Source organism: Staphylococcus sp. EZ-P03, assembly GCF_003344575.1.
GTDB lineage: Bacteria > Bacillota > Bacilli > Staphylococcales > Staphylococcaceae > Staphylococcus > Staphylococcus simulans_B.
Window position 1 is genome coordinate 269,193 of record NZ_QPMO01000009.1, and the last position, 23,066, is coordinate 292,258.

Below are 23,066 nucleotides of genomic sequence, written 5' to 3' on the forward strand. Positions count from 1 at the left end.
GTAATATAGTTCATTCTAATCATAACAAAATAAACCACTGTATTACTATGATAACAGTGGTTTTAAGTGAAATTCATACTAACGGACGATACCCTTTAAATCATTTCAAAAGGATTATCTTCGTTAATTAAAATACGTTCAATATTTTTTGTTTTGCCGTTTTTATCTAAATCAATAATAACTCCGGATAATACTTCTCTGCCTTCGTCTGGTACAACATGACGCTGAGGCAGACTTGAAATAAAACGATAGATGACTTCATCACGATTAATGCCTAATATTCCATCATAATAACCAGTCATTCCTACATCTGTGATGTAGCCTGTACCATTCGGCAAAATACGGTTATCTGAAGTTTGAATATGTGTATGTGTGCCCACAACAGCACTTGCACGGCCGTCTAGATACCAGCCCATAGCATTTTTCTCTGATGTTGTTTCCGCATGAAAGTCCACAAAGATATAAGGCGTTTCTTTTTGTGCTGCTTCAATTAATGCATCTGCTTTCTTAAACGGGTCATCAATATCTTGCATAAACGCACGGCCTTGCAGATTAATTACCGCAAGTTTCGTATCATTGATCTGCATATAGCGCATACCGACACCTGGTGCTTCATCAGGGAAATTGGCAGGTCGCACCATACGTTTTGCATCATCGATAAATTCATAAATTTGACGTTGTCCATACGTATGGTTGCCCATCGTCATAAAGTCAACGCCCTCTCTTAATAACTGTTTATAAATCTTTTCAGTCAGACCTTTACCGTGTGCCGCATTTTCCGCATTGACAATAGTTGCGGTCGGACGGTAATGTTTCTTTAATTTAGGCAAATATGTAGTAATCGCATTGCGCCCTACTTTGCCTACGATGTCGCCGATAAATAATATTCTCAACGTTCCTTCATCCTCTCATATTAGTTAGTTTAATGGAAAATCCATCAATTGAAAAGTGCCTAAGCCATTTAATATCATGCAGATGCAGTAAAGTTTTTTCAAAAAAATAATTAACTTTATGTAGAGGGGGTAAAGATGAATTAAGACGCTCATACATCACAACGCTATAATTGTAAAAGAGCTGTCAAATTTTCAAAGCAGTTGTTCTTTTTAATCAATTTGTTGTATGTTATGATTTGTCTATCAAATTTATAGGAGATGTAAATAGTAAATGTCAATTAATATTGATCCCGAAAAGTTTGCAGAACTTGTACTTCAATCTAACCCGTCTAAAAGCGACAATCCAGAAGATGTTGCAAAAGAGGCATTAGAACTTTATATCAATGCATACCGTTTAGCTGAAAGATATGCACACTTATCTTCAAATGCATTTGATACATGCGAAGTACTTACAGAAGTGAAAAATACAGATTTACTTTTGACTAAATAAAACAACAATCTTAAATAAAAAACAATGAACAGTCCATCAATACCGACTGTTCATCCATCAGAAGTTAAGCACCTGCTTAACTTCTTTTTTATGCTTTATACCTATAATGTACACTTACGCTTCCTTCAAGTGATCAATCACAATCCTTAAATTGTCATCAATATATTTGTTCTTATGCGCAAACAGATAAAAGTCGCGTTGAATATCAACAGGAACCACCATCAATTTCTGATGATCATATGGTGTGAGTGTCGTAGATGAAATAATAGAAATCCCCATTCCTCTTCTCACCATATTCTTTATCAATGTTGTATTATTCATCTCAACTAGAAAAACATCATTCAATCCTAATTTTTCAATTCCTTTTTCTTGGTAGGCTCTGGTACCTGAACCCTTTTCTCTAATAAAGAAAGTATCAGCTGATTCAAACGGTTGACCTTTTTTACGAATTAAGACCAATTCATCATGTTCAATTTTCATTTTATTTAACGCATTATCTTGAATTTCCTTTTCTACAATTCCTAAATCAATCACATTATTTTTCAAATGTTCAATCACATGTTCAGAATTGTCTAATCTTACATGAATATGAAGCTGAGGATATTTTAAAGCCAAATCTGCTAAATGCTCAGCCAAACGGTATTCTCCATACGTATAACTGCTTCCGATTGTCAGTTCACCCGAAATAGTATGCGGTGCCTGTTTTAAATCTTTGATTAAGCGTTCTTCTAAACGCCGTTTTTGAAGTGCATAATGAAACAGCTTTTCGCCGTCTCTCGTCAAACGCATATTAGAATGCTTGAACTCAAATACTTTTACGTCATATTCATTTTCCAATCGCTTGATATCTCTGCTGATGGAAGGTTGTGATGTATATAAATTCTGTGCAGCTTTGGTATAACTTTTCGTTTTCACAACTTCAATTAATACTTTAAAAGGATCCATCCACAACACACCTTTTTGTTTATTCTCCTCAATTATAACAAATCCGTTATAGTCTACATACCAATTATTTATTTAACGTTATAAGAAGCCCGTGCTAAATTAAATGTATGAGGAGGCGTTACTATGAAAGTCATCAGACAAAAATCTTTTGCATTTGGAATAATCTTCACACTGATCATAGCGCTAATCAGTATGTTATTAGCCCAATTGCCTCTGTTAGAAAATTTAGGTGCACTGACTATCGCTATCTTATTTGCGATTGTGTACCGTCATTTTAAGGGCTATCCGGAAACTGTAAGATCGGGTATTGAGTTTTCAGCGAAACGCCTATTAAAAGTTGCGATTGTACTCTACGGGCTCAAACTCAATATCAATGAAATCATTACACAAGGACGTACCTTGTTATTAGTGGATATCGGTGTCGTGATATTCAGCATCGGATTTATCGTTTTATTAAACAAATGGATGAAAGGCGATAAACAAATCGGTCTCTTACTAGGTATCGGCACAGGTATTTGCGGTGCGGCTGCGATTGCGGCGACATCATCTATTTTAAAATCAAAAGAAAAAGACACTGCTTTAAGTGTCGGAATTATTGCCTTGATCGGAACACTGTTTTCATTAGTGTATACCGTCATCAGTTCTATTTTTCATATCTCACCTGAACTTTATGGTGCTTGGTCAGGCAGCAGTTTGCATGAAATTGCTCATGTTGTATTAGCTGCTGGATTTGCGGGTGAAGCATCATTAAAAATCGGATTACTCGCTAAATTAGGCAGAGTCTTCTTATTAATACCAGTCAGTTTGATTTTGCTTTTTATCATGAAATTCAAATCACAAAATTCAAACGAAAAAGCTGCTATAGAAATTCCTTACTTCTTAATCGGATTCGTTATTGCCTCTTTAATTAATACGTATCTGCCGTTACCAGAAGTATGGATGTCATGCTTAAACTTTATTTCTACATTACTTATTATTATGGCAATGGTTGGCTTAGGTTTAAATGTCGCACTCAAAGATATTAAAGACCGTGCAGGCAAACCGCTTATCGCAATTGTGATTGCCTCTCTATTGCTTTCATTACTTGTTTTTATCACATTATCTCTGCTCCACATATAAAAAAATGGGTTAGAAATTCTAACCCATTTCATCTCTCTTATTTCAATTTGCACTGTGTTTTAACTTTCTGCTTTGTCTTTTTCTTCTTAATGTCTCCCATTGATGTTGTACAAATTCAATGACTGTGAGCAATAAATCTGTCATCATGATCACCTCTGGTTATTTGACTGATGTTTTCTTACTATTTGATTACCACAAGGTGTATAGACTATACATTATAATAATATAAAAAGACCTTGAACCGTAATAAGTTCAAGATCTTGTCATTTCAAAAATTATTTTGCATATTCAATTGCTCTCGTCTCACGAACAACTGTCACTTTGATATGTCCTGGATACTGTAATTCATCTTCAATTTGTTTTTTGATATCTCTTGCTAAGCGATGTGCTTTCAAGTCATCGATATCATCCGGTGATACAATCACACGGATTTCTCTTCCGGCTTGAATCGCAAATGCTTTTTCAACACCTTCATAACCTTCAGATAAAGCTTCTAAGCGTTCTAATCTGCGGATATAATTTTCTAATGTCTCTTTACGTGCACCTGGACGTGCTGCTGATAAAGCATCTGCCGCAGCGACTAGAATAGAGATAATGGATGTTGGTTCTACATCGCCGTGATGGGAATGAATCGCATTAATAACTGTTTCATTCTCATGATATTTCTTCGCAAGTTCTACACCAATTTCTACATGGCTGCCTTCAACTTCGTGGTCAATGGCTTTACCTACGTCATGCAGTAAACCGGCGCGTTTAGCCAATGTAACATCTTCTCCTAATTCAGCTGCCAGCATACCAGATAGATGTGCAACTTCAATAGAGTGTTTTAATACATTTTGGCCATAGCTTGTTCTGAATTTCAATCGACCTAATATTTTAACTAAGTCAGGATGCATGTTGTGAACGTTGATTTCAAATGTAGCTTGTTCACCAGCATCTCGGATAATATCATCTACTTCTTTACGTGCTTTCTCTACCATGTCTTCAATACGACCCGGATGAATCCGACCGTCTGAAACAAGGTTGACTAAAGCTGTGCGTGCAATTTCTCGTCGAATAGGATCAAAGCCCGATAAGATTACTGCTTCAGGTGTGTCATCTATAATTAAGTCGATACCCGTCAATGTTTCTAAAGTTCTAATATTACGGCCCTCACGACCAATAATACGTCCTTTCATTTCATCGTTAGGCAAGTTAACCACTGATACTGTTGACTCTGAAGTATGTTCAGCTGCTAAACGCTGAACTGTAGTTGCCAATAATTCTTTTGCGGTTTTATCGACTTTTTCTTTTGCTTCAATTTCCTTTTCTTTAACAAGTACTGCAATATCTTGTGACAGTTCTTCTTCAACACGTTGAAACTGTTCTTTAATCGCTTCATCGCGTGTGAGACCGGAGATGCGTTCTAATTCTTGTTCGTGCTTCATTATTATTGATTGAACACTACTCTCTTTTGCATCTACTTGTTGTTGTTTTTCTTCAATTTTCGATTCTTTTTGCTCTAAAATCTCATCTTTTTTGTCTAATAGATCAGACTTACGCTCTAAGTTATCTTCTTTTTGAAGAAGTCGGGCCTCTTGTTTTTGAAGATTTCCACGTATTTCTCGAAGTTCGTTTTCTGTTTGTTCTTTTAAACGTTGATTTTCTTCTTTAGCCTCTAGTAATCTCTCTTTTTTGAGATTCTCTGCTTCTTTGTTCGCCTGATTGATTATATCATCTGCAGTTTGTTTGGCTTGCACTTGTTTCTCGTGCAAAACTTTTTGGGCTGCTATATACCCTACAACAACTCCTAGAATACAACCCAGCAAAATGAGTAGGAGGGTTAATAAATTCACACAAACACCTCCTTTTTCTAGGATTTTGTTTATTTGTATATCGATTTCAATATGATTATATGAAGAAATATAAGAATCATACATACCAATTGTACTTTTTAAACAGGAGCAGTGTCAAGGCTAATAGTTTACATAACCACCATAATTACACAAAGCAAAAAGAAAAACCTGGAAGCTGTTTTCCAGGTTTAAAAATCATCTATTCTTCATCGAATAAAGTTGTATTTGCGTCTTTATCCGCTTCTTTTTCTTCTTTCTCTTCAACATCTCCATCAAAGATACCTAATTTTTGTCTTAACTTGTGATCGATATCTTCTTTGACTTCCGGATGTTCTTTCAAGTAGTTCTTAACATTTTCTTTACCTTGGCCCATACGGTCGCCGTTGTAAGAGTACCAAGCACCTGATTTATCGACAATATCATGTTCTACACCTAAGTCGATTAGTTCGCCTTCTTTAGAGATACCTTGGCCGTACATGATGTCAACTTCAGCCACTCTGAATGGCGGTGCAACTTTGTTTTTAACGACTTTGATTTTAGTACGGTTACCCACGATTTCTTGGCCTTGCTTCAATTGTTCTGCACGACGAACTTCTAAACGTACTGAACTATAGAATTTCAATGCGCGACCACCAGGAGTTGTTTCTGGATTACCGAACATAACGCCGACTTTTTCACGGATTTGGTTGATGAAGATTGCTGTACAGTTTGATTTTGAAATGGCACCTGAAAGTTTACGCAATGCTTGAGACATTAAACGCGCTTGCAAACCAACGTGTGTATCTCCCATTTCACCTTCGATTTCAGCTTTAGGTGTTAACGCAGCAACTGAGTCGACAACAATAATGTCTACTGCACCGCTTCGTACGAATGCTTCCGCAATCTCTAAACCTTGTTCCCCGTGGTCAGGTTGAGATAAATAAAGGTTATCGATATCTACACCTAATGCTTCAGCGTATACAGGGTCTAATGCGTGCTCAGCATCAATAAATGCCGCTACGCCGCCTTGTTTTTGTACTTCCGCAATTGCATGCAAAGCAACTGTTGTTTTACCAGAACTTTCTGGTCCGTAAATTTCTACAATTCTTCCTTTAGGGTAGCCGCCTACTCCTAATGCATTATCTAGTGTAACTGAACCGCTTGATACACTTGAAACACGGCGAGCTTTGTTATCGCCCAATTTCATTACGGCACCTTTACCAAACGATTTCTCCATATTTTTAATGACAGTATCTAGCGCTTTTTGACGTTCATTATCCAATGTCTGGCCTCCTATTCGAGATGTAATCTCCAAATTATCTTAATTAATACTATACAGTGTTCCGATTTAAATTACAAGGAATAAACGAATATTTGTTCGCTTATTTTAACAATAACCTCACATTAGACCGAACACCCGTACCTATATAATTACATTTATTACTCTATTACCCTTAAGAAAACATATTTATTAATCGAATGTAGACATAATTCGGCGTTCTATGCTTAATTAATTTTCTTTTTTGGGTCATAGTAAATTCTTCTACTTTAAAGTCGTCTTGTGTCAATACACCAAGATAAACTTCATCTTCATGGTGCAAGAGTGCAATACCGATATCTGTTTGATAAAGTTCTTTGACTTGCTGTGCACCTGATTTCAATCGCGTTTCAAAAGCTTGATCAGCATCCACAAATACCGGATCATCAATCAGCATGCCTTTTAATTTATCCGTTTCGTCATCTTCTTTTAAATTAGAGTATACTTCGCCTGAAGTCACACCATCATAAATCGCAAATGTACCAGGGACTTTTTCTAAAGCTGCTTGTTCTATTGTTATATCATCAGAACCGAAATAATAATTGCCGATACGATTTAATATAGCTTCTCTGACCGGCGCAATTAATGCTTTGCACTCTGCTTCGCTGTCGCCGCTTGCAGTGACACGTATTTTAACCTCATGCGGTCCTGCTAAAGGCGCAATCGTCGGATTCGATTGGTTATCGATTAAATCCAGCAATTCTGTCTCAACCCTGGACTCGCCGATACCCGCAAACTTAAGCTGTTCTGAAAATATCGTACCTTTCTCTTCCATTAACAGCGGCAGTAACTCTTCTTCTGCCATCGGTTCCATTTCTTTAGGCGGTCCAGGCATTAAAACAATACGTTTGCCGTCTTGTTCAACTAACATCCCTGGTGCCATGCCGACTTTGTTCGGTAAAACCGTTGCACCTTCAATTACCAGTGCTTGCTGTTTATTATTTTCACTCATTTCTTGCTTTTGTTCTTTAAAATATTCTTCAATATACTCTAATGCTGTCGCATCAGTCACAAGTGATTTCCCTAAAACTTTCGCAACCGTATGTTTGGTCAAGTCATCTTTTGTTGGCCCTAAACCGCCTGTCATCACGACAGTATCATTCTCATCTAATGTTTGGCGCAATAAGCGTTCTAAACGTGCTTCATTATCACCGATTACTGCTTGTTCCATTACATTCAAACCTACACCGTTGAATAACTGTGATAAGAATTTGGCATTGGTATTGAGTATTTGACCTAATAAGAGTTCTGATCCTACTGCTACTATAGAAATTTTCATAAAACTTCCTCCGTTTATATCACGTCATGTTTTCATTTGTTATATACAAATATAAGGGTGGCACAAACACAGTTATTTGTGAACTCATATGCACTGAAAGTTCAACTGTATTGCACCACCCTATATCATCAATCTTATGCTTGTTTTTTAAAGACATCTCGGCCTTTATAGAAGTATTCAATACCTGAAAGTACAGTAAAGAATACACCGATGTATAATAAAACTTGTCCGATCGGGAAACCAATCCAATTTACTAATGGTTCGCCTAATAAAATCCAAACTAACGCAACCATTGTAACGGCTGTTTTGATTTTACCCAGCTGTCCTGCTGCACTGACAAACCCTTGCTCAATTTGAAGCAAACGTAAACCTGTTACCGCAAACTCACGTGCAATAATAATAATTGCTACAACTGAGTTGGTTAAATCTAATTGCACTAAAACAATTAATGCACTGGCAACTAAAAGTTTGTCAGCAAGCGGGTCTAAGAATTTCCCCATATTGGTTACTAAGTTCCATTTTCTTGCTAAGTAGCCATCCGCAAAGTCGCTTAATGAAGCCACAATAAAAATAATGCCGCTGATAAAGAATTCGATGCGAATGGAGTGTCCTCCGATAAATGACATTTTCCCGAAGCCGAAATCGACTAAAGCGAAAAGAATCAATAACGGAATTAAAATTACCCTGAAGATTGTTATCTGATTGGGCAGATTCATAAACATTTCCTCTTTTCTTGCTATATTATATTAAGAATACTGCTGCTACCCATATTGCCAAAGTCGCAACAATAAACCCAGACAGCCAAATCACCAGCTGTTTAGAATCGCTGCTTTGCGTTTTATAGTCCGGCGGATTAGAACTGCTGAATTGTTCAATCGTGTCATCATATAAGCTGTCAGTCGAGTTCGGCAATTCTTCTTGATGGTTCTTAATCAGGATAGACGCATCAGTATTCACTGCTTTGGCATATTTAGAGATAATCCCTTCTGCATAATTAGGATTGGTAAGTGCATCAAAATCATTATTTTCAATAAGCGTCAAAGTTTCTCTTTTGACCTTTGTTTTCGATTCCAGCTCATTTAATGTCATACCTAAGCGTTCTCTTTTTCCTTTTAACGTCTGTCCGATTGTACTGCTCATATGTTTACACTCCTTGAAACATTATTCAAAAAATCCGAATCCCCCGCCGAAATCACCAAAGTCATTTCCTAAATTCAAGTTATTCTTGCTCTTAACTGTCTGTTGTTTCATATGTTCATATTTAATCTCTTGATCTTCTGTTTCTCTTAATTCGATAATGTAATCAAAATCATCGAGCTGATAGTCGCAAGATTCCACAAATAAATCCGGATGTTCTACCACCTTGATTGCAGGCAAAGCCATCACTTCATCTACTAATTCTCGGTGTTTCGGATCATTTTCTCGTGCAGTTACTGCACCATCGATAATATATACATGTTCCGGTCCGTATTCGCCTTTTAGTAACGAATTACGTACAGTTTGTTTAATCAATGTAGAACTGATAAACAACCAGCGCTTATGCGCACAAACACTGCCTGCTACAATCGATTCGGTTTTGCCGACACGCGGCATACCGCGGATACCGATTAATTTATGTCCATCTTCTTTAAAGATTTCTGCCATAAAATCAACCAGCAGACCTAAGTCTTCACGCTCGAATCGGAATGTTTTTTTATCATCAGCATCTTGCTTGATATAGCGGCCATGTCTGACAGCTAAGCGATCGCGCAATTCTGGTTTGCGCATTTTTGTAATTGATATTTCATCAATTTGATTAACAATATCTTCAAAACGACGCATTTTATCTAAACTGTCTGCACGAATTAATAAACCGCGGCGATTTTGGTCGACACCATTAATCGTCACAATACTAATCCCCATCATACCTAGGAGACTCGAAACATCCCCTAAGAGTCCTGCTCTGTTAAATGTAATTTCATACTCTAAATACCATTCAATTTTTCTTTCTGGTGCTATCATGTTTTACACGCCCCTTAGTTCAACAACATATAGTATTCATCAGAAACAAGGATGTAACATCCGTTCTACAATATGAATGAAAGTAATTACATTATACATTATCTATAGGGATATGAATACGCATAACAATCACTAAATATACCAGCCGCCATTTACTTTTTGAACAGTACCTGTCACACTTTGTGCCTTCTGATTATATAAATAAGCACACGTATAAGCCACTTCTTCAGGCGACACCATTCTATGCTGCGGCAGTTCATCAATAATTGCTGCTAATTCAGACGGTTCGAATGCATCAGCCATATTGCCGCTGACCATACCGGGCGTGACAGCATTGACCGTAATAGATGTCATCGCAAGCTCTTGGCTCAATGCTTTGACAAAGCCGATTTGTGCCGCTTTCATTGCTGAATACACCGTTTCCATGCTTGCACCCGTTTCTCCCCAAATCGATGAAATCAACAGGATACGACCGCTCTCGCTCGCTCTGAGCTGGTCAAGAAAATAACGTGTTGCAAGCATCATATTCTTAACATTCAAGCGATAACAAGTATCTATCTGGTCAGATGACATATCTTGAAACATACCATATAAACTTTGTCCTGCCGCATAAATCAAAATATCTAAATTGTGGATGAAAGAGAAATGCGCTTCGATGTCTATCTCAGCAGCTAAATCTGCTTGCACAAAAGAGACATTTTCATTTTGATATTGCTGCTTAAGTTCCTTTAAAGATGTCTTGTTATAATGCACAATGACTTCATGCCCATCATCCAGCAATTGACGGACAATCGCTGAACCGATGGAACCAGAACCGCCTAAAACCAATGCTTTCATTTACTTCTTAATCTCCAATCTGCTGTCCGCAATCTGATTGAAATTCAAGCTGGCTACGGATGCTTCGTTAATACTATCTAATGTAATGCTGTCAACGATATCTAACATATTAAATAGGCTGACACCTTCAAAATATAATTTAGTATATTGATTGGCAATATATTCAGGTGAATTCAAACTAGAAATGAACTCTCCGATAAATTGTTTTTTCAATAACTCAAAAGCTTCTTCATCTGTTAAATGACCTGCTTTTGTTTTCAGTTCATCCAGCAATAAACGTTTCAGCTGACTTGGGTCTGGTGTTGAACTTGTGATGAGCGAGAAACTATAAGATGGTTCCAAGACAAATTGGTAACCGAATGTATCATCAATCAAGCCGTCATTCAGCAAGTTTTGATAGAAGTCAGTTTCTTCACCTAACACCATTTCAAAGAAGAACGTCATTTCCAAATCACGTTTCATATACGCTTCTTGAGAGCCTTCTTTTGGAACATTTTTAAAACCAAGCATCAATCTTGGTATTTGAATGTTCATTTCTTCCACAACCTTGCTTTGCTGAACAGCTTCCGGCTCAGCTAAACTATCTCTTACAATTTCAGGTTGTGCTGTCAGTTCTCGTTTCGCTTCATGTTCTGTTATTAATGTATTGATGCTTTCAGGATCTACATTGCCGACCACGAACATGACCATATTCGAAGGATGGTAGAACGTTTCATAACATAAATACAAATCATCTTTAGTGATTTTATAAATACTTTCAACACTGCCGGCAATATCCACTTTGACAGGATGATCAGCATACATCGCACGTAATGTATTGAACATCAATTTATAACCTGGTTGTTCTTGATACATCTTGATTTCTTCTGCGATGATTCCTTTTTCTTTTTCTACTGTCGCTTCAGAGAAATAAGGTGTTTCTACCATTTTCATTAAACGTAAAATATTGCGTTCGACATTAGAAGTGGCGCTGAAAAGATAACTCGTACGGTCAAAGCTTGTAAACGCATTGACTTGTGCATTATCTTCTGCGAACTCTGTAAATAAGTCGCCTTCTTCTTTTTCGAATAACTTATGTTCTAAAAAGTGTGCGACTCCATCCGGAACCGTCACAAATTCATCGCTGCCTAAAGGCTTGAATCTACTATCTAATGAACCGAATTGTGTTGTATATGTAACAAACGTTTTCTGAAAACCCGGCTTCGGAATTATAAATACTTTCAAGCCGTTATCCATTTGCGACTCATATACTGTTTCATCTATTAATTCATAATACTGTTTCTTCATTCTGCTTCATCCTCCTTCGTCAACACATAAATCGTATCTAGGATGGCACTTTTTGCAAGTTCGATAACCTGTTCCTTAGTTACATCTTGGATTTTTTGACCATAATTACCGTTCGTTAAGTCCTCAGGAAGCAAGATTTGGTTATGTGCAATTTCTACCATACTTTTTGGTCTGTCTTGAGATTCATTACGTTGAGAAATCAGAATCTTCTTCGCAAGTTCTAATTTTTCTTCACTGAATTCGCCGCGTTGGAATTTTTCAAATTCAGCCAAAATCGTATCTTTCGCAACTTCGTATTTATCTGCAGCTACACCGCTTAATACGAACATATAGCCGTTTTTACCATCAATTTGCGAATGCACGGAATAGGCTAAACTTTGTTTTTCTCGGATTTCGTTGAATAACACAGATGAAGGATCTCCGCCGAACATAGTATTTAATACAACAAACGTATAGTAGCCTGGTTGACCATAATACGTTTTAAAACGGTAGCCGATATTCAACTTAGCCTGATCGATTTCATCATGTTCGATAATCGTTTGCGGTAATTCGCTTTCAGCACGTTGTGCTTGAATAACAGATGAAACTTGTTTTAAAGGTTTAATATCGAATAACTGTTTGATTTTTTCTGTTACTTCTTCTGTATCAACATTACCTACTACATAAACTGCACAATCGTCATTTTCTAGCATGGATTGGTATGTATGATATAACAATTCAGGTGTTACAGCTGGAATATGTTCAATTAAACCTGATGCTAAATAACTATATGGCTGATCTCCAAACATATTTTTCATGAGTTTTAAAAATGCAAGTTGTGCTTTATTATCATTGATAGCTTCTAATTTCTTTTTCAATAATGTCTTTTCTTGTGTTACAAATGTTTCGTTAAAACCGTTATTTTCTACTAATGGGTGATACAAGATTTCTTGCAGTAAATCTAAGCCTTCATCAAATAACGGATCTTTATGTTTCAGATAGCGCTCATTCACAAGTTCTAATGTGATGGTAATGACATGCTTATCTTTGAATTTCGTCACAAAGCTATTAACATATGCACCGTACAATTCTGATAGTTTGCGATTAAACGCCTTATCTGTCGGCCATTGTTTTGTTGCTCTTACGAGCAGTTTGCTCAATAATGAGCGTGCTGTCATCGTAGTTTCATCTAAGGGTGCCATAAATTTAAAAGTGATAATTGTAGTCTTGAATTTATCTGTCGGCATTACTTTGATACGAGGTTCTGTTTTATTATTTTGTTGGCTCACACTATCACACCTTCCTTATTCTTCTTCAGTTTTGCGTATTGCTTTGAATTTGACCACTTCACTCTTGAAGTAATTAAACGAGTAAAGAATCGGTCGATTAAGATGATCGTAATGCACTTGTCTTAATAACATCAGTGCTTCGTTAGGTGCTGATTCTAATGCTTCAGAAACTTTAGGTTCATAACTGACCGACTCGATTTCTGTCTCAGAATACGCAATCTTTATATCAGCAAAAGCTTTAATGGCAGTCAAGATGGACTCATCATGCTCTTGAAACGCTGCACAAGTTAAATAGCTTGTCGCAACTTTATCTAAACAATACACCACCGGACTGCCGTCAGCCGTTCTGATTCTTTCGATGATCGTCACATACTCGCCTTCATTTAAGCTGAGTGCCTTGCGATCATGTTGCGTTGCAGGCTGCTGGTCCAAGTTCATAAAAATAGTACCCGCTTTAAAGCCTTCATTTTCAATCATTTTGCTGATGCTTAATAATTTGTCCAACGGATAGAAAAACGGCTGAGGCTCCTTAACGCTGGCTTGTGCTTCAAAGCTCTGCGTTAAGACTTGCTCCGTAATAAGTTCATCCACTGCATCATATACATCATCTGTTTTCGCATTCACTTCTCTAGCGATAGATAAAGTACTTGGAACAGGATCACCCGGGTTCAATCTGCCTGACTCGATTTCACTTAAAATCCATTCTTTAATTCTGTATATTGAATTCGTATTTGTCATCATTACACCTCACCATTTTCTAAATCTACTAATACTTGACGCGGCTTGCTTCCGCGCTGCGGTCCGATTACTTGATTGTTTTCTAAGTCATCCATGAGACGCGATGCTCTATTATACCCGATTCTGAATTGACGCTGTAATAAAGAGGTACTCGCTTTTTGCTGTTCCACAACAAAGAGATACGCTTCATCATAAAGCGGGTCTTCACTTTTCTTCTCAGTACCTTCTGGTGTCGTACCAGGTTCCATTTCCTTAACGTAATTAGCTTTTTGCTGATCAATGACAAAGTTAACGACATTTTGAACTTCCTGGTCGCTTAAGAAGGCACCTTGAATACGTGTTTGAATTGAACCTCCGTTGCCGAAGTACAACATATCCCCTTTACCAAGCAATTTCTCAGCGCCGCCTCTATCGATAATTGTACGCGAGTCTGTTTGCGAGCTGACCGCAAAGGCAATTCTTGATGGAATGTTGTTTTTAATCAAACCAGTAATAACATCGACTGAAGGTCTTTGTGTTGCGATGATTAAATGAATACCGGCAGCACGTGCCATTTGTGTAATACGCTGTATTGCATTTTCCACATCTTTTCCGGCAACCATCATCAAGTCTGCTAACTCATCCACAATCACTACAATATACGGCAATAATGATTGCTTTTCATCCAGTTCTTCATTTTGGCGTTTCATATAGTCATTGTAACCTTCGATGTTTCTTGTACCTGTGTGTTGGAATAAATCATAACGGCGTTCCATTTCTGAAACAATTTTTTCTAATGCTTGTGATGCCTTATGCGGGTTAGTAACTACAGGTATTAATAAATGCGGAATACCATTATATACATTCAATTCTACCATTTTTGGATCAATAAGCATGAGTTTTACTTCATGCGGCTTCGCATTCAGCAAAATACTCGTGATAATACCGTTGATACAAACGGATTTACCACTCCCTGTAGAACCTGCCACAAGCAAGTGCGGCATCTTGTTTAATTCCACACTGATGGGTTCGCCTGATATATCTCTACCCAAACCTACTTCTAATTTATTCTTAGAAGGGAATTTCTCGTCTAGAACCTCTTTTAGCGATACTAGTGAGATTTTATCATTCGGTACTTCAATACCTACAGCCGAACGGCCTGGAATCGGCGCTTCGATACGTACATCTTTAGCTGCTAAAGCCAACGCAATATCATTATGCAGATTGACAATCTTGCTGACTTTGACACCTTGTGCAGGCTGTACTTCATATTGCGTAACAGCCGGACCGATTTTAATTTGTGTGACTTTCGCATTCACATTGAAATTTTTCAATGTATTTTCTAACAAGCGGCCTTTCTTTTGAACTTCAGCACGTGATGTTGTTTTTTGTTTCGTTGGTGTGTTCAAAATAGAAAGCGGCGGTAATTGATAATCTGAGTTTTCAACTTCGCCCGCATCTGAAATAGAACCCATCGCATCAGATAATGCTTTTGATTCAGCACTGTCATTGCTTTGTTCGACCAATTGACGTTTAGGTCGTTTTCTTGGTGCTGCCTCTGCTTGTTCTGGTTCATGATTGCTTTGTGCTTTTGGTGCGCTTGTTTTCTTATCTTTCGGCTCATCTCCGAAGATCGGAATAGCACTGTCTTGTTTTTCTTCTTCAGGTATCGGCACCTCTGTGAAATCACTGACATCTTTAACTTCTTCTTGTTGTGCTGCACGTTCTGCTGCTTGTTCTTCTTTTTGGCGGCGTTTTTCTTCTTTACGTTCAGCTTGGCGTGCTTTTCTTTCTTTTCTATGTACTGCTGCTTGTTCACTGCCTGATTTCAACTTCTCTAATAATACTTTTGCCATATCTCTGTGACGGCGTTTAGATAATAAAATAAAACTTGAAATAAACAGAATCACTGTAAAGACAACTACTCCGACAATAGAAACGAGCGGTATTGAAAAATGTACTAAGTAATAGCCTAAAATACCGCCGCCGAAGTTAGGAAAATGTGTTTTATCATATTGACGATATACATACGAAATCACAGGTTCTCTATCTCCAACCGCACCTTTTGAAAACACTAAATACAATTGTGTCGCAAATAATAATGCAAATTGAAGTACAATCGATCCTGTTAATCTTCTCGTTTTAGGCAATCTGCCGTTATAAGCTAAAAAGCCGGAAGCAAGAATGACTAAAATATATGTTAAATATCTGCTGTAACCGAATAAATAGTTGAAAAATGTATCAATCACTCTTCCTATTATCCCTAATTGGAAGGCACCTAGAACAACAAGTACTACAGTAATGATTGCTGCTATATAGCGCAATGGCGCTTCATTTTGTTTTTTCTTTGTGTTTCTCTTTTTAGCTGTAGTTTTTCTTCTTGAATTGGTTGTTCTTTTCTTTCTTTGTGCCAAAACATACACCTTCTTTTCAATAAAATATGCTCAAGTGAATATGTATCGCAAGCATGTTGAACAAATGATGTTTTGATTCAACATGGCTTACCGACTAACTTGCCATCTCTATATTTTAACATGGAACAAAATCACATTGTTAAAATTTAAATAATATGATGAAATGCTATGATACGCATAAAAGCACACCATAGCATTCTTGTATGTTAAACATGCATACTGTTCCTTAAACTTCTGAAATAATCGGAATAATCATTGGACGGCGTTTAGTGTTTTCAAATAATAATTTGCTGATTTTATCACGCATATTTTGTTTGATTTCAGACCATTCAATACGACGTTCTTGCAGACCAAGTTCTACAATTTCACGTACTTTTTCTTCCGCTTCTTTCAATAAAGCTTCACTTTCTCTGACATAAACAAATCCGCGAGATTGAATTTCCGGTCCAGCCGCAATTTGTCTATTCTTAGGATCAAGTGTAACAACCGCAATGAAGATACCGTCTTCAGCTAATAAATGACGATCGCGCAGTACGATGTTGCCTACATCTCCGACACCGATACCATCAATCAATACGTTGCCTGATTCTACTTTCTCGTTCAATATCATTGTTTCGCCGTCAAAGTTTAAGACATCGCCTTTTTCAGCTAAGAAAATCTGTTCAGGCGCAACACCCGCTTCAGCTGCTAATTTCGCATGTGCAATCTGCATTTTGAACTCGCCTTGGACAGGGATAAAGTATTCCGGCTTCATGATGTTGATCATCATTTTAAGTTCTTCCATGCATCCATGACTTGAAGCGTGGATTTTTTTACTGTTAGGGATAATATCTGCACCGGCACGTGCCAATTCATTTAAAGTATCCCCGATAATTACTTCCATATTTGCAGAAGCAGTCATTGCTAAGAAGACTGAGTCGCCTTCTTCGATATTCATAATTTTATGTTTTTGTCTTGCCATTTGGTTCAATGCTTCTACAGGTTCGCCTTGCATACCTGTCGCAATGATTACGACTTCGTTCTTCGGATAATTTTTAACTTCATTAATCGGAATCAGCAAGTCTTTCGGAATATCGAAATATCCCATTTTACGTGCAATATTGAATGAAGATTCAAGTGAACGTCCTAAGAAAGAAACTTTGCGGTTTAACTTCTTAGCAATGTTCAGCACTTGCTGGATTCTGATAAAGTTCGATGCGTAGCAAGACACGATTAAACGGCCTTTTACTTTAGTAAATGCATCCAGCATATGTGATTCAATCACATTTTCAGGTGTGTTGTAACCTGGTTTCTCAGCTTCAGTCGAGTCGCTGATCAACGCAAAGACACCCTCTTCGCCGATTTCAGTCATTTTCTTCAAATCAGGCGCATAGTTGCCTTGCAAGCTTTGATCGAATTTGAATTCGCCAGTGTAAACAATTGCACCGTAAGAAGTATGAATTGTTACACCTAAGCTGTCAGGAATACTGTGTGTTGTATTGAAGAATGATACATTTACATTTTTAAAACGCATCACTGATTCATTATTCACTGTATAATATCTGATTTTCTTATCGATTTTACGTTCTTTCATATATTCTTTAACTAATGCTAAAGTCAATTTTGAACCATACACTGGAGCGTCTACTTGTTCCAATACATAGCTGACTGCACCGATCGCATGTTCATGACCGTGCGATAAGAAAATCCCTTTCAATCTGTCTTTATTTTCAACAACATATTGAATATCAGGAATAACAACGTCTACACCCAGCATTTCATCTTCTGGGAACATTAAGCCTGCATCCAACATGAACATTTCATCGTCAACTTCAACGATATACATATTTTTCGCAATTTCACCCACTCCGCCGAGCGGAATGATGCGTATATTTTCATTCTTTTTCTTTACTAAGTTCAATTTTTCTCCTCCTATTTATAATCCCCGACCATATAAGTATTCACTGTATATTATAAGTTAAATTCTTTTTAATGTACACTACTAAACATGTAGCGAGACTGCATTGTCTCTAGATCTTATGTAAAAAAAGAATGCTCGCTCAGCAAATTCATGCCGCACAAGCATTCTTCATAATCATTTGAAATTCTGATTAGTTGTTTTCTTTGTTTAATAAGACACGGTGAGAAGCATTAACACGGCCTTTACCGTCAATTTCAGTTACTTTAACTTCGATTGTGTCGCCTAAGTTCAACACATCTTCAACTTTGTTGATACGTTCGTTCGCAATTTGTGAGATGTGCAGCAATGCATCTGTACCTGGGAATAATTCCACAAAGGCACCGTATTTTTCAATACGTTTTACTTTTGCATTGTATAATTGGCCGACTTCAGCTTCACGTGTAATTTCTTCGATAATTTCACGCGCACGGTTAATCATGTCTTGGTCTACTGCACCAATGAAGATTGTACCGTCTTGTTCAATATCCAATTTAACGCCTGTTTCATCAATGATTTCATTAATTTTCTTACCGCCAGGTCCAATGACATCTCTGATTTTTTCAGGTTTGATTGTCATTGTTTCAACTTTAGGCGCATAAGCACTTAATTCCGGACGCGGCTGATCAATCGTTTGAAGCATATGTTCTAAGATTGTTAAACGGCCGACACGTGCTTGTTCTAAAGCTTCTTCGATAATTTCTCTTGTTAAACCATCGATTTTAATATCCATTTGGATTGCTGTGATACCTTCTTTAGTACCGGCAACTTTGAAGTCCATATCGCCTAAAGCATCTTCCATACCTTGAATATCCGTTAAGATTGTATAGTTATCATCACGTGTTACAAGTCCCATCGCAATACCGGCAACAGGTGCTTTGATCGGCACACCGGCATCCATTAAAGCAAGTGTAGAACCGCAAATAGATGCTTGTGATGATGAACCGTTAGATTCCAATACTTCACTCACAATACGTACTGTGTATGGGAAGTCTTGTGTATCTGGAATAATGTAACGCAATGCGCGTTCGCCTAATGCACCATGCCCGATTTCGCGGCGTCCAGGTGCACGTACAGGACCTGTTTCCCCTACAGAGAAGTTAGGGAAGTTATAGTGATGCATGAAACGTTTTTCTTCTTCTGGTCCAAGACCGTCGATAAGCTGATATTCGCTTAAAGCGCCTAATGTCAATACTGATAACGCTTGTGTTTGACCACGCGTAAATAAACCTGAACCGTGTGCACGAGGCAATAAACCGACTTCTGATTCTAATGGGCGGATTTCATCCGGCTTACGACCATCAGGACGTACCTTTTCATCAGCGATTTGACGACGTACTTCTTCTTTGACTAAGTCATTTAAAATCGCATTGACTTCAGAAAGCAATGCTTCGTTGTCCGGATCTTCTTCATCTTCGAATTCGGCGATGATTTCATCGCGTACTGCATCGATGTTATCTTCGCGTTCTTTTTTATCAAACGTTTGAATTGCTTCTTTCAAACCTTTTTCTTGTGTAAGTGCTGTTACTTTTTCTTCAACCTCTTGGTCGCGTTCAACAGGAACGAACTCAGATTTTTCAGGTTGCAGATATTCGATAATTTCTTCTTGGAATGCAACTAAACGTTTAATTTCTTCATGGCCGAAGAAAATCGCATCTAACATTTCTTTCTCAGTGATTTCGCTTGCGCCCGCTTCTACCATGTTTACCGCATCTTTATGTCCGGCTACTTCTAAATCTAAACGTGATTGTTCTTTTTGTTCTAGTGTAGGGTTGATGACATAATTTCCGTCCACATAACCGACATTGACACCTGCAATCGGTCCTTGGAATGGAATATCAGATACGCTTAGTGCCATTGATGAACCGATCATTGCTGCCATTTGCGGCGAACAATCCGGGTCTGCACTCAATACGATATTCATGATTTGAACATCGTGGCGGTATCCTTTAGGGAATAATGGACGAATCGGTCTGTCGATTAAGCGCGCTGTTAAAGTCGCTTCATCTGCAGGACGTCCCTCACGTTTTTTAAAGCCGCCTGGAATTTTACCAGCCGCATACATTTTTTCTTCATAGTTGACAGTTAATGGGAAGAAATCACCATCACGCGGTTCTTTAGATGCAGTTGCTGTAGATAATACGACTGTATCACCATATCTTACAAGTACCGCACCGTTCGCTTGTTTTGCCATTTGCCCAGTTTCAATTGTTAACGGACGGTTTGCCCATTCGGTCTTAAACACTTTCTTGTCTTGAGACATTAGGAATCTCCTTTCTCTTGCTACCTCTTTTACATTAATAAGTCTATCATATCATTTACATGATTGTTTTTATACGAACTTTAGTATCCAAGCTATAAAAAAAGGAAAGCAACCAACGATGGTCCTTTCCTCTAACTGGTATCTGCTTAATTACTTATTAAAAAGATTAACGACGGATACCTAATGATTTGATTAATTCACGGTAACGTTGAATATCTTTTTTACGTAAGTAGTTTAATAAGTGTCTGCGACGACCTACCATTTTTAATAAACCACGACGAGAGTGGTGGTCTTTTTTGTGTGTACGTAAGTGATCATTTAAAGCATTGATTTCTGCAGTTAATACTGCGATTTGTACTTCTGGTGATCCAGTATCAGTTTCGTGTACACGGTATTGTTTGATTAATTCGTCTTTACGTTCTTGTGAAATTGCCATAGTCAATTTCCTCCTTTTAATTTGTAGTCTCCCCAGTCTGAGCCAGGCGTCGGAGTCTCGACCTGCCAAGAGTGAGGACTTTATATCATTTTGATTGCTCGAAGCAATCATTCCGACTTAGATATTATAAGATACTTCATCTCCGAAATCAACTGCTAATAGATATTTTGCTTGTTCTTTGTCTTTATTCATCTGTTCAACAAGCGGATCAATCCCATCGAATTTGATTTCAGGTCTTAAGTAATGGTGCCAAAAGACAACCACACGTTCACCATAAATATCTTCGTCAAAATCAAAGATATTCACTTCGATGACAATATGTGATTTCTTAGGGTCGTGGAATGTCGGTTTGACACCCACATTGCATACGCCTCTGTAAATGCGGTGTTCAGCACCGATTTCCAAGCTGACCGCATACACACCTTTTTTCGGCAGTACATAGTCATCGCTCGGTTCAATATTCGCTGTTGGGAAACCGATAGTTCTGCCGCGTTTCTCACCTTGAACGACTGTTCCTTTAATGCGGTAGCGATAACCTAATTCGTCATTTGCTTTTTGTAAATTGCCTTCTTTTAATGCTTTTCTAATTTCAGTTGTTGATATTTTCTCAGAGAACATTTCTTGTTTACTCACAATCGTTGTATTAAAGTTTGCCTTATATTCTTGGAGTACAGACATATTGCCTTTGCCGTGTTTGCCGAAAGTGAAATCAAAGCCGGCAATGACTTCTTTGACATGATTTGCGACTAAATAGTTATTCACAAACTCTTCAATCGAAACATCCGCAAATTTTGATGTGAAATTGACAATAATTACATAATCGATATCATAGGATTCTAAAATATCGATTTTATCTGTTAAAGGTGTTAAATAATCTGTTCTCTTTTGTTTAGGATTCAACACCACTGATGGATGCGGATCAAAAGTCATGACTGCTTTTTTCAAATTGTTTTTTTGTGCGATGTCATTTAAAGCATGAAAGACTTGTGCATGACCTTTATGCAAGCCGTCAAAAAATCCCAATGCCATAGCAACGTCTTCTTGTATATATTGCTCAGGTTGTATCGGATGTGTAACTTCAATTACTTTCATTTTTCGCGATGCTCCTTTAATTAAATACCTTTTTCGGTTTGATTTCATTTGGTTTTTCAGCATGCGGTATATAGAGGGCAAGTGCCTTGTTGGTTTCACTGTCTTCCATGACCGTAACTGAATCAATCACTTCAGAAAATTCATTTTTATAGAATTTCTGTCCATTTAAGATACGTTGTTTGATTGATGGGTCGTCAATTTGAATATGAGGCAACCCTTTCAAACCATATTCTATCGGAAATAGCTTTTCCTGTAACGCGTCTTGCTTATATAATGCATCAATCTCATCCAAAGTTAAACTATCTTCAATAGAAAACCCGCCGCTTTCAATACGTGTCAATTGCGACATATGCGCTGGATAACCTAAGCTTGCTCCGATATCTGTCGCAAGTGTTCTGATGTAAGTTCCTTTGCCGCAGCGGATCAATAAGTCAAAAGTACACATCCCTTGTTCATAATGTACTTTTGAATTTCGTTCGATTTCATAAATGTGAACTTTTCGTTTCGGACGTTCAACCGTTTCATTATTTCTCGCATACTCATAGAGTTTTCGTCCATTCACCTTAACTGATGAATACATCGGCGGAATCTGTTCGATTTCACCTTTAAACTCCGCAATCGCTTGATCAATCTGTTCCTCTGTCAAATCTTCTGTCACTGTTTTTTGTTCTAATACATCACCGGTTTGATCTTCTGTTGTAGTACTGAACCCTATCGTCACTGTGGCTTGATAGGCTTTGCCCATCTCCATGATATAATCGCTGACTTTTGTTGCGCCTCCGACACATATCGGCAATACTCCATTCACTTCTGGATCCAGCGTACCCGTGTGTCCCACTTTTCTCGTATGTAAAATTTTACGTAATTTAAAGACCACATCATGGCTGGTTAAACCGCGTTCCTTAAATACAGGTAAAATACCTTCCATCAACAACACCTCATCTCTGTTTCATACCT

General features: G+C 37.7%; 20 protein-coding genes. 2 read left to right on the forward strand and 18 right to left on the reverse strand.

The window, feature by feature from the left end; genetic code table 11:
• Positions 1 to 95: 95 nt before the first annotated feature.
• Positions 96 to 893 (reverse strand): TIGR00282 family metallophosphoesterase, encoded by a 798-nt coding sequence (locus DVJ99_RS05470; protein WP_105992928.1) that lies wholly within the window; start codon positions 891 to 893, stop codon positions 96 to 98.
• 271 nt (positions 894 to 1,164) lie between these two features.
• On the opposite strand from DVJ99_RS05470, the gene DVJ99_RS05475 reads away from it, so the two are divergent.
• On the forward strand, positions 1,165 to 1,383 hold the full coding sequence (locus DVJ99_RS05475) for a hypothetical protein (RefSeq protein WP_114603457.1): 219 nt from the start codon (positions 1,165 to 1,167) through the stop codon (positions 1,381 to 1,383).
• Positions 1,384 to 1,497: 114 nt separating this feature from the next.
• Here DVJ99_RS05475 and DVJ99_RS05480 read toward each other — a convergent pair whose 3' ends face one another.
• Positions 1,498 to 2,328, reverse strand: coding sequence for a LysR family transcriptional regulator (locus DVJ99_RS05480; RefSeq protein ID WP_114603458.1), 831 nt, complete (start codon positions 2,326 to 2,328; stop codon positions 1,498 to 1,500).
• Between the two features lie 123 nt (positions 2,329 to 2,451).
• Between DVJ99_RS05480 and DVJ99_RS05485 the strand changes: the two genes are divergently transcribed.
• Positions 2,452 to 3,447 (forward strand): YeiH family protein, encoded by a 996-nt coding sequence (locus DVJ99_RS05485; RefSeq protein ID WP_114603459.1) that lies wholly within the window; start codon positions 2,452 to 2,454, stop codon positions 3,445 to 3,447.
• Between the two features lie 275 nt (positions 3,448 to 3,722).
• Here the strand turns inward: DVJ99_RS05485 and rny are convergent, their stop codons facing one another.
• From rny to truB, 16 genes are all read right to left on the reverse strand, one after another.
• Complete coding sequence (gene rny / locus DVJ99_RS05490; protein WP_105992932.1) at positions 3,723 to 5,282, reverse strand: ribonuclease Y; 1,560 nt, start codon at positions 5,280 to 5,282, stop codon at positions 3,723 to 3,725.
• A gap of 199 nt (positions 5,283 to 5,481) precedes the next feature.
• On the reverse strand, positions 5,482 to 6,543 hold the full coding sequence (recA, locus tag DVJ99_RS05495; RefSeq protein WP_105992933.1) for a recombinase RecA: 1,062 nt from the start codon (positions 6,541 to 6,543) through the stop codon (positions 5,482 to 5,484).
• 172 nt (positions 6,544 to 6,715) lie between these two features.
• Positions 6,716 to 7,858 carry a CinA family nicotinamide mononucleotide deamidase-related protein gene (locus tag DVJ99_RS05500; protein WP_114603460.1) on the reverse strand — a complete coding sequence of 381 codons (1,143 nt, stop codon included), beginning with the start codon at positions 7,856 to 7,858 and terminating at the stop codon, positions 6,716 to 6,718.
• Between the two features lie 134 nt (positions 7,859 to 7,992).
• A complete protein-coding gene (gene pgsA, locus DVJ99_RS05505) occupies positions 7,993 to 8,574 on the reverse strand; it encodes a CDP-diacylglycerol--glycerol-3-phosphate 3-phosphatidyltransferase (protein ID WP_105992935.1) in 582 nt (193 codons plus the stop codon).
• A 25-nt stretch (positions 8,575 to 8,599) separates the two neighbouring features.
• A complete protein-coding gene (locus DVJ99_RS05510; RefSeq protein WP_114603461.1) occupies positions 8,600 to 8,998 on the reverse strand; it encodes a helix-turn-helix domain-containing protein in 399 nt (132 codons plus the stop codon).
• A 21-nt stretch (positions 8,999 to 9,019) separates the two neighbouring features.
• Positions 9,020 to 9,859, reverse strand: a complete 840-nt coding sequence (locus DVJ99_RS05515) for a DUF3388 domain-containing protein (RefSeq protein ID WP_114603462.1) — start codon at positions 9,857 to 9,859, stop codon at positions 9,020 to 9,022.
• A 132-nt stretch (positions 9,860 to 9,991) separates the two neighbouring features.
• Entirely contained in the window at positions 9,992 to 10,696 is a 705-nt protein-coding gene (gene ymfI, locus DVJ99_RS05520) for an elongation factor P 5-aminopentanone reductase (protein WP_114603463.1), read from the reverse strand.
• Positions 10,697 to 11,983 carry an EF-P 5-aminopentanol modification-associated protein YfmH gene (gene yfmH, locus DVJ99_RS05525; protein ID WP_114603464.1) on the reverse strand — a complete coding sequence of 429 codons (1,287 nt, stop codon included), beginning with the start codon at positions 11,981 to 11,983 and terminating at the stop codon, positions 10,697 to 10,699.
• A complete protein-coding gene (gene yfmF, locus DVJ99_RS05530; RefSeq protein WP_114603497.1) occupies positions 11,980 to 13,209 on the reverse strand; it encodes an EF-P 5-aminopentanol modification-associated protein YfmF in 1,230 nt (409 codons plus the stop codon). The genes yfmH and yfmF overlap by 4 nt, the downstream gene beginning before the upstream one ends.
• A gap of 57 nt (positions 13,210 to 13,266) precedes the next feature.
• Complete coding sequence (locus tag DVJ99_RS05535) at positions 13,267 to 13,989, reverse strand: GntR family transcriptional regulator (protein ID WP_114603498.1); 723 nt, start codon at positions 13,987 to 13,989, stop codon at positions 13,267 to 13,269.
• A gap of 2 nt (positions 13,990 to 13,991) precedes the next feature.
• Complete coding sequence (locus tag DVJ99_RS05540; protein WP_114603465.1) at positions 13,992 to 16,382, reverse strand: DNA translocase FtsK; 2,391 nt, start codon at positions 16,380 to 16,382, stop codon at positions 13,992 to 13,994.
• Between the two features lie 226 nt (positions 16,383 to 16,608).
• Positions 16,609 to 18,282 carry a ribonuclease J2 gene (rnjB, locus tag DVJ99_RS05545; protein ID WP_114603466.1) on the reverse strand — a complete coding sequence of 558 codons (1,674 nt, stop codon included), beginning with the start codon at positions 18,280 to 18,282 and terminating at the stop codon, positions 16,609 to 16,611.
• Positions 18,283 to 18,472: 190 nt separating this feature from the next.
• Entirely contained in the window at positions 18,473 to 20,581 is a 2,109-nt protein-coding gene (pnp, locus tag DVJ99_RS05550; RefSeq protein WP_114603467.1) for a polyribonucleotide nucleotidyltransferase, read from the reverse strand.
• A gap of 166 nt (positions 20,582 to 20,747) precedes the next feature.
• Positions 20,748 to 21,017, reverse strand: coding sequence for a 30S ribosomal protein S15 (gene rpsO / locus DVJ99_RS05555; protein WP_105992943.1), 270 nt, complete (start codon positions 21,015 to 21,017; stop codon positions 20,748 to 20,750).
• A gap of 117 nt (positions 21,018 to 21,134) precedes the next feature.
• A complete protein-coding gene (locus DVJ99_RS05560; RefSeq protein ID WP_105992944.1) occupies positions 21,135 to 22,109 on the reverse strand; it encodes a bifunctional riboflavin kinase/FAD synthetase in 975 nt (324 codons plus the stop codon).
• Between the two features lie 16 nt (positions 22,110 to 22,125).
• Positions 22,126 to 23,040 (reverse strand): tRNA pseudouridine(55) synthase TruB, encoded by a 915-nt coding sequence (gene truB / locus DVJ99_RS05565; RefSeq protein WP_162912141.1) that lies wholly within the window; start codon positions 23,038 to 23,040, stop codon positions 22,126 to 22,128.
• Positions 23,041 to 23,066: the final 26 nt, after the last annotated feature.